Below are 12,515 nucleotides of genomic sequence, written 5' to 3' on the forward strand. Positions count from 1 at the left end.
TTATTCCGCAAGATTTGATTCAGCTATTCGTTTTTTTGCGTTATTCAAATTGGATTCACTTTCCCAAATATCCACTTTACTATTTTCCAAGTAATAGTTCTCAATGAATAAATCAGCAAATTGGTCAGCATTTAATTCAGTTCCGTCATTTTTTGCGATTTCAGAATTCCGTAACCATAAGTCCTTAATAGCAATTTCAATTGTGTCTGATAAATTCAGCACTTTTTTTATTGTTTTTTTCCAGTCATTAAAGTCAGTCGAAAAAACATTGTCAAGATTCATATTTCCAATCAAATCACTTTTTTCAGTCGGTAGTTCTTTTAAAGTATCCAATATGAACGCCTTAAAAAACACATTGATATTCATATCAGTTTTTGGTGGTTCAGGTTTCTTTTTCCAACTAAAAAGTTTCATTGATTACGTTTTTCTTAAATTACTTACAACTATTGTATATGTACAATAGTAATCGTCTCTTATTTACTAAATTCTAAGGCTACTCCACCTCTTTCATCAACACCTCAATAGATTTCTCCAACTGCTGATCAATACCGTTTGCGATGACATCAGGTTGGTTTTTCACAATGATTTCCGGGTCGGTTTCGTTATTTTCCATCCACTCGCCCGCCTTATTTTTAGCACTTACAGGTACAACACCCCATACGCCACCATTGGGCAAACGCTCCCAACCAGCAAAGCTACAGGTACCCGGTACGGGCATTCCCACGGTCTTACCTATCTTTAAATCTACATAGCCACTTGCAAAACAAGAACCATCGCTATACATAGATTCGTTGAACATCGCCAAGGTCGGCTTTGTCCAACGAGAGGTTGGTTCGCCACCTACTACCCTATCTTCGGTTTCATAAGATAGAAATGGAATTCCGGTAAAGAACATTGCCAAATCGGCCACTAGATCTCCGCCACCATTAAAGCGGGTATCAATAATGACCGCTTTTTTATCATTGAACTTACCCAGCATTTCTTCATAAATGGTACGGTATGGTCCGTCGCTCATGCCTGGTATGTGCACATAACCCAAGGTACCGTTACTTTTTGCCAACACTTCTTTTTCGTTGTTCTTCACCCAACGGTCATACAATAGGCGACCTTCTTCCCTAAGTGAAATTGGTTTTACGGTTAGTTGTTTTTTCTTGCCTTTTTCATCCATAATATCAAGCAAGGTAAAATCTCCGGCAATGCGGTTTAAATAAAAGGCTGCATCTACTGTATTTTCAATAGTTACACCGTTGATTTTTTTAATGATCATGCCCGGCTCAACATCAAAGCCAGCCTTATCCAACGGTCCGCCTTTAATGACTTCGGTAATCTTTATTCCATCACCTGTATGCTTATAATCCATGAAAATGCCCAATGACGCTGTCTGGTCGCCATTTTCGATATTATCGGAGTATCGACCTCCGGCGTGACTCACATTCAGCTCGCCCAACATTTCTGAAATCATTTCTGAGAATTCATAGTCATTGCCAATATGTGGTAAGTATTTTTCATATTCGGTACGCATAGCATCCCAATCTATACCATGAAAGGTAGCCGTATAAAAAATACCATTGGTCTTTAGCCATATGTGATCGAACATATACCTGCGTTCAGCATCGGCATCTAATACCATTTCGGCATTTAGCTTAACAGGTTTGGTTTTACTACCGCCAATATCTATTTTAGAAATTTTACCGTCTGCCAATAGAAATAGGTTTTCTTGTTGGGCATCCCACTGCAGACTTGCAGATTTTGCACCTAAAGGAATCAGCATTTTTGTGCTCTTGGTACGTATTTCCGTTTCCCAAAGATTATAGTTTTTTTCAAACTTTGCCAAGTAATATAATTTTTCTCCATCCTTTGAAAGTACGGCATCAGATAGCTTAGAAGAGTGTATGGTTAAGCGGGCTTTTCTGCGATCTACATCTTCTAAATCGAAGGTGACAGATGTTACTTCTGGTCCTTTCTTCTTTTTGTTCTTCTTCTTTTTATCGTCGGTATCATCTTCTTCCTTGTCTTCTTTTGAAGACTCTTCTATCATTTTCAACAGGTCAAATTCTTCTTTTGTTTTATTAAACTTGTCCCACGATTCTTGGGTCAAGAACATGGTATACACATCGGTTTCAAAAGAGCCACTGGTTGCATAACTTTTAAGTCCGTCACGATTGGTTAAATACATAATCTGGCTACCGTCATTTATCCATTTAGGATAAAACTCATAATAACCGCTTTGGGTCAAATTTTTACGTTGCTTACCATCTTTAGAAATCAAAAGCAACTCGGTATTATTCAACGAAACACTCCAATCTACCAACAGCCACTTACTATCTGGACTCCATTGATAATACTGGTCTCCGTCTCGCATATGTATAACTTCATCTGGTGTCAATATGGTAGTCACCTCTTTGGTCTTTAGGTTCTTGACCTTCAACGTTCGTCGATCTTCCATGTATGCCACATAAGTGCTATCCGGAGAAAATTCTGGCAGATAGATATCATTTTTCGAGGTCACCAATGTATCTTCTTTTATTAAGGTAGATGCAAAGAAATAAGGTTCTTCTGAACGTACTTTTGATGATTTAAAAATACTCCACTTGCCATTGCGTTCGCTTGAATAGGCTACCGATTTACCATCGGGCATAAATTTTACAAAACGTTCTTGTTCTGGGGTGTTGGTAATACGTTTGGTCAAAGAACCATCTACCGAGGTCACGAATACTTCGCCACGACTTATAAATGCAATTTCTTTGCCGTTAAGGGCTACATCCATTTCTTGAACACCACCATTAACCGATTTATATGAAATAGGATTGCTGTCTTCTTGCGTTCTAACTATTACTTCTACCTTCTTAGCACTGTCACCGGCTTTTAGCGTATAAATTTCTCCATCATAACCAAATGCCAAAGTATTGTCGCCAATACTTAATGAGCGTACCGGATGTGTCTTAAAACTGGTATGTGCAGCAATTTCAGGCGCTCCCGTCAAGGACATGGAAAAGACATTAAAAGTGCCTTCTTGCTCGCTTAAATAGTAAATGGCACTGCCATCTTTTGAAAATACCGGATTACGGTCTTCTCCTCCAAACGTAGTTAGCTGCTTGTGCTTTCCTGTGGATTTATCATACAGCCAAATATCTCTGGTTATGGCAGATGTATGATGCTTTCTAAAAGCGTCTTCGTAGCCTTTTCTATCATGATATACCATTTTTGTACCGTCTGCATTTACTTGTACATCTTCTGCCGGAACGGTCAGCACCTGACCAACCCTGCCTCCTGTTACAGGAACACCATACAATTCTGGCTGGGATCCCGTAGGGTATTGTCGATGCGCGGCAGCGTCTAACCTCATGGCACCAAACAAAACTTCTTGATCATCTGCCGAAAAGCTAAATGGCTTTTCATCATTACTATGATAGGTCAACCTTGTTGATGGTCCGCCCTTGGCATCCATAACATACACATCAAAATTTCCATACCTGTTGGAAGAAAATGCTATTTTCTCACCGTTCTTGCTCCAAACCGGAGAGTAATCATGTGCGGAGTGATAGGTTAACTGCTTTGCAACACCACCGTTTGCAGGTACCGTAAATAAGTTTCCCTTATAAGTGAATGCAATGGTTTTGCCGTTGGGAGAAATAGCCGGGTAACGTGCCCACTTTGGTTGTGTCTGTGCAGAACATACATACGTAAGGCATACTGCCATTACCGATAAAAAAGAGTATTTCATGTGTTTAAGTAGTTGGTATTTAGTAGATACGAAAGATAAGTATTTGATTTATCTACGGCAATGAATCTATGATCAATGGTATTCAATTCTACATAGATGGTAGAAATTGGCTAAAATTGGATTAAATTTACTGTACCAGCAAATACTATTTTACCTTGAAAGAAGAAGAGCTTTATTGGACAGAACGGTATAAGAATAATAATACAGGTTGGGATATTGGTTACCCTTCTACCCCAATTAAAGCATATGCCGATCAAATAACGGATAAATCAATTCAGATTTTAATACCGGGCGCCGGAAATGCTTACGAAGCCGAATACCTTTGGAAAGCAGGATTTGTCAATACCCACATTCTTGATATCTCTATAATTCCGCTACAAGAATTTAAAAAAAGAAACCCCGATTTTCCGGAGGAGAACATGCATCAATCTGATTTTTTTGAATTCAACGGACAGTTCGATTTAATTATAGAACAAACCTTTTTCTGCTCTTTTGTACCGATTGATGAAAATAGAAATGCCTATGCCAAGCAAATGGCAAGTCTACTAAAACCAAAAGGAAAATTAGCCGGACTCTGGTTCAATTTTCCACTTACCGACGATATGGAAAAGCGCCCTTTTGGAGGAAACAAAGAATTGTATCTCAAATACTTATCACCATATTTTAAAACGATCACTTTTGATCCCTGTTATAATTCGATAGCACCAAGACAGGGGAAGGAGTTGTTTGGAATTTTTGAGGTTCGTTGATTGGTTGTTCGTTGTTCGTTCGAGCGCAGTCAAGAACTATTGGTGTTCCATATTGACAGATTGCTTAGTACCTCGCAATGACGTATTGAAAACTGAACACTGAGAACTGAAACTGCCAACTGATACTGTCTACTGAAATACGCTCTGTGACCAATACCACTTTTGTCCGTGCGAGTGAATTTCGAGGTACGAGAAATTAGTATCGAGAACCTTTATGTGTTCCTATGGTTCTCGATACAACTTTGTTGTTTCCGCTATGCTACAACTAAAAAGCCACTCGAACTGACATTCTTGTAAACGAATTGTCATCCTGAGTGCAGTCGAAAGGACTGGTACACGAATTCAACAGATTGCCACGTCGCAAAAAGCTCCTCGCAATGAAGAACAGAAAACTGTTTCAGTTTACTGAATACTGTTACTGCCTACTGATACTGCCAACTGATACTGTCTGCTGAAATAAGCTCTGTGACCCAAACAACTTTTGTCAGTTCGAGTGAATTTCGAGGTACGAGAAATTAGTATCGAGAACCTTTATGTGTTCCAATGGTTCTCGATACAACTTTGCAGTTTCCGCTATGCTACAACTAAAAAGCCACTCGAACTGACATTCTTGTAAACGAATTGTCATCCTGAGCGCAGTCGAAAGGACTGGTACATGAATTCAACAGATTGCCACGTCGCGCAAAGCGCCTCGCAATGAAGAACAGAAAACTGTTTCAGTTTACTTCCTACTGAAACTGCCAGCTGAACACTGAAACTGCCAACTGATACTGTCTGCTGAAATAAGCTCTGTGACCCAAACAACTTTTGTCAGTTCGAGTGAATTTCGAGGTACGAGAAATTAGTATCGAGAACCTTTATGTGTTCCAATGGTTCTCGATACAACTTTGTAGTTTCCGCTATGCTACAACTAAAAAGCCACTCGAACTGACATTCTTGTAAACGAATTGTCATCCTGAGCGCAGTCGAAGGGACTGGTACATGAATTCAACAGATTGCCACGTCGCCCAAAGCTCCTCGCAATGACGAACTGAAAGTTATTTCAGTATACTGAATACTGAAACTGCCTACTGAAACTGCCTACTGAAACTGCCAACTGAACACTGAACTACAAAACTGTTAAAGGATTACGGATTCTTCAAAACCAAACACTGTTAACATCCTTTTAAGAATACTTCCTTTTCTTTTCAGCTATTTTTAAGCACATAACTAACAAACCACTCAAATGACAAGAAGATTACTCTCCCTGTTGATGCTTTTCGCATCTGTTTTCGTTACTGCACAAGAATTTAATATGGACTTAGCTCAAGACCTTAAACCCCGTAACATCGGTCCTGGTGGTATGAGCGGTCGTGTAACTGCCATTGATGTCGTTAATGACAATCCCGATATTATGTATGTGGGTACCGCTTCTGGCGGATTGTGGAAATCTACATCCGGCGGGGTAAAATGGGAACCTATTTTTGATAAAGAAGTAACCGCTTCCATCGGTGCAGTTGCTATTCAACAAAGTAACCCGTCCGTAATTTGGGCCGGTACTGGCGAAGGTAATCCTAGAAATAGTCTTAATGGTGGCTACGGAGTTTACAAATCTCTTGATGGCGGTAAGACTTGGAAATCTATGGGTCTTGAAAAAACCAGACATATCCATAGAATAAAAATCGACCCAATGAATCCGAATACTGTGTATGTGGGTGCTATTGGATCTCCTTGGGGAGAACACCCAGAACGCGGAGTGTTTAAAACTACCGATGGTGGCGAGACTTGGGAAAAAGTGCTTTTCGTAAATAATAAAACGGGAGTGGCGGATCTTATTATGGATCCTACCAACCCAAATAAATTGATCGCTGCCATGTGGGAACACAAGCGTGAACCTTGGTTCTTTAATTCCGGTGGTTCTGGCAGTGGTTTATATATGACCCATGATGGCGGTAAGAATTGGAAAAAACTGACCGAAGAAGATGGTCTGCCTGCAGGTGATTTAGGAAGAATTGGTGTAGCCATTGCCCCTGGAAAGCCCGATGTTATTTATGCTTTAGTTGAAGCAAAAAAGAACGCGCTGTACAAATCTGAAGATGGCGGATTCAAATGGAAAAAAGTAAATGATAAAAGCGATATTGGAAATAGACCTTTCTACTACTCTGAAATCTACGTAGATCCAGAAAATGAAAATAGGGTTTTCTCTGTATTTACATACGTGAACGTTTCTCAAGATGGTGGTAAAAACTTTACGCAATTGATGCCTGCTTACCGTGCCGATAATGGCGTACACCCTGATCACCATGCATTTTGGATTCACCCAGAAAACGGACAGTTTATGATGGACGGTAATGATGGCGGATTAAATATTTCTAAAGATGGTGGAAAAACATGGCGTTTTGTGGGTAATTTACCCGTTGCGCAATTTTACCATATAGCAACTGATAATGAATATCCTTATAATGTATACGGTGGTATGCAAGATAATGGTAGCTGGAGAGGTCCTGCCTATGTTTGGAAAGCACAGGGAATTCGCAATAGCTACTGGCAAGAAATTAGTTTTGGTGATGGTTTTGATGTCGTTCCCGATCCTGTAGATTCCAGATATGGGTATACCATGAGCCAACAAGGTAATGTGCAACGCTTTGATCATGTAACAGGTGACAATTATATTGTACGCCCTACCCCACCGGATGCTACGACAGAACTACGTTTTAATTGGAACTCGGCAATTAGCCAAGATCCTTTTGATACCAGTACCGTATACTTTGGTAGCCAGTTTGTACACAAGAGTACAGATAAGGCGTTAACTTGGAAGGTAATCTCTCCAGATTTAACAACCAATGATCCTGAAAAGCAAAAGCAAAGCGAAAGTGGCGGATTATCTATGGATGCCACAGGCGCAGAAAATCATACAACTATATTGGTAATAGAACCTTCTAAAGTTGAAAAAGATATGCTTTGGGTAGGTACCGATGATGGCAGAGTTCATTACACTCAAAACGGTGGCGGAACATGGACAGAAGTAACCGCAAATATTAAAGGCTTACCAAAAGGAAGTTGGATTCCACAAATAAAGGCATCTACACGTAATAAAGGGGAAGCACTTTTAATTGCTAACGATTATAGAAGATTTAATTACACTCCGTATGCATACCGCACTAAAGATTACGGTAAAAGCTGGACAAGAATTGTTGATGCCACAGATGTTGAGAGCTACACCTTATCTATTATTGAAGACCCTGAAAATCCTAATTTAATGTTCTTAGGTACCGATGATGGATTATATGTTTCTTTCAATGCCGGTGAGAAGTGGCAAAAATGGACCGAAGGTTTCCCAACGGTATCCACAAAAGATTTAGCCATTCACCCAAGGGAGCACGATTTGGTAATCGGCACATTTGGTAGGGCTGCATGGGTGTTAGATGATATTCGTCCGTTACGTGCTTTAGCTTCAGACGCTTCTATCCTAAATAAGGAAATAGAATTATTTACTCCGCCAACGGCATATCAGGCTTCATACCAACAACCTACAGGTAGTCGTTTTGGGGCAGATGCCCTGTACCAAGGTGAGAATAGAAAATCCGGAGCTATGATTACCTACTATTTAAAAGAAGGTAAAAACGCTGCAAAAAAGGGTAAGCTTGCAAAAGGTAAAAAGGAAGGCGCATCCGAAGAAAAAATAGAAGAAAAAAAGGATAGTGTAGAACTAACGGGAGTTCAAAAGAAAGACTCCGTCCAGTTCGATTTTTACGATGGAGAACGATTGATACGCACTTTAAAATTTAAGACTCCAGAAAAAGCAGGATTCCATAGAATTTATTGGGGAATGGACGAAAAAGGTGCCGATAGACCTTCTAGAAAAGTACAGACTAAAAAGAGGGAGTCTGGCGGGTTAGATGTAAAACCTGGTACATACACGATAAAGATGCTTTATGGTGATTTGGAAGAAGAAACTACAATTATGGTGAAATCAGACCCACGCTTAGAAGTTTCTCAGGTAGCGATCAATGAAGCCTATGCCAATGGTAAAGTATTGGAATCTTACATGCAAACTGCAGCAGATGCCGTCCAGCAATTGGCCAAAAGCAAAGAAACTGCTGAAAAATTTCAAAAGGACCTTAAAAAAGAAGATGATAAAAAGTACAAGGAGCAGATAAAAGCTTCTAAAGATATCATTAAACAAATAGATTCAGTAACCGCTATTTATTTAGGAAAGGTAGATAAGCGACAAGGTATTACACGTAGTAAAGAAATGACGGTAATGCAGCGTATACAAGTTGCAAGACGCTACGTAGGATCAAGAAAAACGGGCATGACAGCTACAGAAAAACAACTGATGCAATTTGCTAAAGACGACCTAGAAGCTGCACTACAAAAAACAAACGCTTTCTTCGCAAAAGAATGGGTAGATTATCAAAATAATATGAAAAGCTTAGATTTATCACCCTTTAAAGAAACAGAAATATTTAATTTAAATTAAAAATCAAGAAAACAAGGAATGAAGAAAGTTATTACTGCACTGGTATTACTAACATCAATTTTAAGTACAAATGCTCAAAGTGAATTAACGGGAGAAAATGATTTTGGCAGTTGGTTCATGTATTTTGGCACCAACAAAATAGCCGATAGATGGAGTATACATACCGAGGCGCAGTTTCGATACTATGAAATGGCATCTAATTTTAACCAAACTTTGCTGCGTACGGGTTTGAACTATCATATAAATCCTGATGCGATCGCTACTATGGGCTACGGCTTCATTGATACCGACCCCACTTTTACGGAGTTCGATGAAATTAGCAGTAATAACTTAGTGCGAAACAATTCCATATCCGAACATCGAATTTTTGAGCAATTCATTCTTAAAAACAAGGTGTGGGAATTTAAGTTTGAGCATCGCTATCGTTTAGAACAGCGCTTTGTTCAAAATAATTACACGGGTGAAAGCAGCACATTGCACAGGGCACGGTATAGAATACAAATGACCTTGCCCCTAACCGATATATTTTTCTTGAATTTTTATGACGAAATATTCATAAACCTACAAGACAGTGCTTTTGGTCAAAACCGTGCCTACGCCGCACTTGGAGTTAATGTTACCGAAGATTTGAGCATGCAGTTCGGGTACCTAAAAAATCACTTTACAGGGGCTAACTTCGACCGCCTGCAAATTGGGGTATTTTATAACACCGATCTACGAGGCATTTTTAAAAAGAAGAACTAAATTTATACCATAAACAAACTACATTATTATGAAAAAAATAGCATTGACTTTCGCTAGTGCGTTAATGATCGTTTTCGCAAGTTGTAAAGAGGCTAAAAAGGGTGAGGATTCTAAAAGTGTTGAAGCTACAGCCGAAGCAACTGAAATGTATAGCCTTGTTCAAGATTCTACCAAGGTAAGTTTTACCGCTTACAAGACTACCGAAAAGTTACCTGTTGGAGGCAAGTTTCAAGAAATAAACTTTTCTAATACCAATAGCGGTGCAACTCCATTAGAAGCATTAAACGGTACGGAATTCAGTATACCTGTTAGTAGTTTATTTACCAACGACCCTACAGGAACCAGAGACCCTAAACTCCTAGAGTTTTTCTTTGGTGTATTAAAAGATACCGAGTTAATTTCGGGTGTAGTTAAAGTTGAAGGCGACAAAAGCTCTATGGATGTTACCTTAAACGGAGAAACTCAGAATATTCCTCTTTCCTATGAAATGGATGGGGACAACAAAATCACCTTTAATGGTGTAATGGAATTAGAGAACTGGAATGCCTTAGATGCTGTTGCCTCTATCAATAAAGCTTGTGAAATTCTACACACAGGTAAAGATGGTGTTAGCAAAACTTGGAGTGAAGTTGCCGTAAAAGCAGAAGTGCTATTGGCTAAAAAATAATTACATTCTAGATGTTAGAATATAGGAGGTGCATTATCGCACCTCTTTTTTTATCACAATAGATTAAAAACAGTGCTCTATGCACCTAACTTCTTGATATTAGCTATTTTATTAGTTAATTTGTTCTTTCACACTAAAAAAGAAATAAAATGAAAATATTAAAACTTGAATTAGCACTATTGGCTCTACTAGCTGTCTTTAGTTGCAAAGAGGTAAAAAAAGGAGGTTCTGAAGCGAAAGAAGAAGTTGAAGAATTAATGGACGAGGCAGAAAATGAAATGGATGATGATGAAACCGTTGTTAGATTCATGCTAGAGCCTAAAAGTGATAGTAATGTAAAAGGCGAAGTAATCTTCACCCAAGATGATGACGAGGTAGAAATGGTAGCCATGCTATCTGGTTTAAGCGAAGGCGAGCATGCCATACATATTCACCAAACCGCAGATTGTTCTGCTGCTGATGGTTCTTCTGCCGGCGGACACTGGAACCCAACCAATGAACCTCATGGTAAATGGGGCGCAAGTGAAGGGTATCACAAAGGTGATATAGGTAATTTCAACGCTGATGCGGACGGTAATGCAAAAGTGGAATTTGAAACGGATGAATGGTGTATAGGCTGTGATGATGAAAATAAAAACATATTGGGCAAAGGGGTGATTGTACACCAAGGTGTTGATGATTATACTTCTCAACCTAGTGGTGCAGCCGGTACACGCGTTAGTTGTGCAGGTATTATTCAATAGGGTTAATATTAATATTTATAAAAGCTGTTCTTCGAACAGCTTTTTTTATTTTTAACCGCTACAAAATATTTAATATGCAATTAGACCTTTTGGTTGATCAGTTCAAAAAGAAAGACACTATGGCTTTCGAAAAGCTATACGATATGTATAGCGAAAATATCTGCGGGGTTATCAACACCATAGTTAAAGATGACGCACTAGCCCAAGAAATTTGTCAAGATGTTTTTATAAAAATTTGGAATAACTGTGAAAGTTACAACGCTTCAAAGGGCAGATTCTTTACATGGATCTTGAACATAGCAAGAAATGCAGCTATCGATGAAATACGCAGTAGGTCGTATAAAAATAATAAAAAGAACCTTTCTGCTGATTACTTCGTAAATATTTTACAACAAAGGGAAGAAGAAGAAAATTCTACTGTAGATACCAAGGGGTTGAGAAAACTCGTTAAAAATTTAAAGGAAAAATGTGTTCAGATCATTGAACTGTTATACTTTAGAGGATATACACAAAAAGATGCTGCAGAAGAATTAGAAATTCCCCTAGGCACTGTAAAAACAAGAAATAGAAGTTGCATTTCCCAATTAAGGGAGAATATGGCCGTAAGATAGTATGGATGTAGAAAAATACATAGCATCGGGAATTTTGGAGCTTTATATAGCAGGTACTCTTTCAGAAAAAGAAAATCTGGAGATTGCCGAATATGCCAAAGAATATCCAGAAATTAAGAAGGAAATCGAAGAGATAGAGGCTTCTATACTAGAATTGTCCAAAAAAGCTTCACCAGGGTATAATTATTCATTTAAAGCATTGATGAATAAAATAAATGGTGATGTTAAGGTGGTGGATATGAACGAAAAACGTAGTTCGCCATTCTTATCTTACATTGGTTGGGCCGCATCTGTTTTACTGGCCGTGGGTCTATTTTATATGTACCAGCAAAATCAAGAACTTAAATCTGATATTGAAGTTGTAGAAAAGCAAAACATAGATTTAGAACAACAAATTGCTGATACCGACTCTTCTTTAGAACAAACACAAGAATTATTGAACACCTTACGTGATAAGGATATAAGTGTTATTTCGTTAGGCGGACAGGAGGTTTCACCTACATCATATGCCAAAGCTTATTGGAACAAAAAGGAAGAAAAGGTCTTTATAGATGCAAAAGGTCTACCAGAACCACCAGATGGTTTTGTATATCAAGTATGGTCTCTTAAGCTTTCACCGCTTACCCCTACCAGTATGGGGCTGCTAGAAGATTTTGCAACGGATGAAAAAAAGGTATTTGCATTGAACAACCCGAACGAATCTGAAGCATTCGGTATTACTTTAGAACCTGCTGGTGGTAGTGAATCACCAACATTGGAACAATTGTATACTCTTGGGGTAGTCAACGCTTCTTAACCTTTAAAAAGTAATTTAT

General features: G+C 38.8%; 9 protein-coding genes. 7 read left to right on the forward strand and 2 right to left on the reverse strand.

Features of this window, described 5'->3' with window-relative positions; all coding sequences use genetic code 11:
* Positions 1 to 414 (reverse strand): hypothetical protein, encoded by a 414-nt coding sequence (locus DCS95_RS03240; RefSeq protein ID WP_116769390.1) that lies wholly within the window; start codon positions 412 to 414, stop codon positions 1 to 3.
* 79 nt (positions 415 to 493) lie between these two features.
* A complete protein-coding gene (locus DCS95_RS03245) occupies positions 494 to 3,724 on the reverse strand; it encodes a S41 family peptidase (protein WP_116769391.1) in 3,231 nt (1,076 codons plus the stop codon).
* A gap of 155 nt (positions 3,725 to 3,879) precedes the next feature.
* Here DCS95_RS03245 and DCS95_RS03250 point away from each other — a divergent pair, with 155 nt between their 5' ends.
* The 7 genes from DCS95_RS03250 (at position 3,880) to DCS95_RS03280 (ending at position 12,496) form a co-directional block, all read left to right on the forward strand.
* Positions 3,880 to 4,473: a methyltransferase domain-containing protein gene (locus DCS95_RS03250; protein WP_116769392.1), complete on the forward strand. Its 594-nt coding sequence runs from the start codon at positions 3,880 to 3,882 to the stop codon at positions 4,471 to 4,473.
* 1,225 nt (positions 4,474 to 5,698) lie between these two features.
* Positions 5,699 to 8,935, forward strand: coding sequence for a VPS10 domain-containing protein (locus DCS95_RS03255; RefSeq protein WP_244178364.1), 3,237 nt, complete (start codon positions 5,699 to 5,701; stop codon positions 8,933 to 8,935).
* Between the two features lie 18 nt (positions 8,936 to 8,953).
* On the forward strand, positions 8,954 to 9,679 hold the full coding sequence (locus tag DCS95_RS03260) for a DUF2490 domain-containing protein (RefSeq protein ID WP_116769393.1): 726 nt from the start codon (positions 8,954 to 8,956) through the stop codon (positions 9,677 to 9,679).
* 28 nt (positions 9,680 to 9,707) lie between these two features.
* Positions 9,708 to 10,346, forward strand: coding sequence for a YceI family protein (locus DCS95_RS03265; protein WP_116769394.1), 639 nt, complete (start codon positions 9,708 to 9,710; stop codon positions 10,344 to 10,346).
* 149 nt (positions 10,347 to 10,495) lie between these two features.
* Positions 10,496 to 11,089: a superoxide dismutase family protein gene (locus DCS95_RS03270; protein ID WP_116769395.1), complete on the forward strand. Its 594-nt coding sequence runs from the start codon at positions 10,496 to 10,498 to the stop codon at positions 11,087 to 11,089.
* A gap of 74 nt (positions 11,090 to 11,163) precedes the next feature.
* Positions 11,164 to 11,700 carry an RNA polymerase sigma factor gene (locus DCS95_RS03275; protein ID WP_116769396.1) on the forward strand — a complete coding sequence of 179 codons (537 nt, stop codon included), beginning with the start codon at positions 11,164 to 11,166 and terminating at the stop codon, positions 11,698 to 11,700.
* A 1-nt stretch (position 11,701) separates the two neighbouring features.
* The gene (locus DCS95_RS03280; protein WP_116769397.1) at positions 11,702 to 12,496 is read left to right on the forward strand and encodes an anti-sigma factor; all 795 of its coding nucleotides are present in this window, start codon (positions 11,702 to 11,704) and stop codon (positions 12,494 to 12,496) included.
* The last annotated feature ends 19 nt before the right edge of the window (positions 12,497 to 12,515 follow it).

The sequence above is a fragment of the Maribacter litoralis genome, assembly GCF_003075045.1.
In the GTDB taxonomy this organism is placed as follows: domain Bacteria; phylum Bacteroidota; class Bacteroidia; order Flavobacteriales; family Flavobacteriaceae; genus Maribacter; species Maribacter litoralis.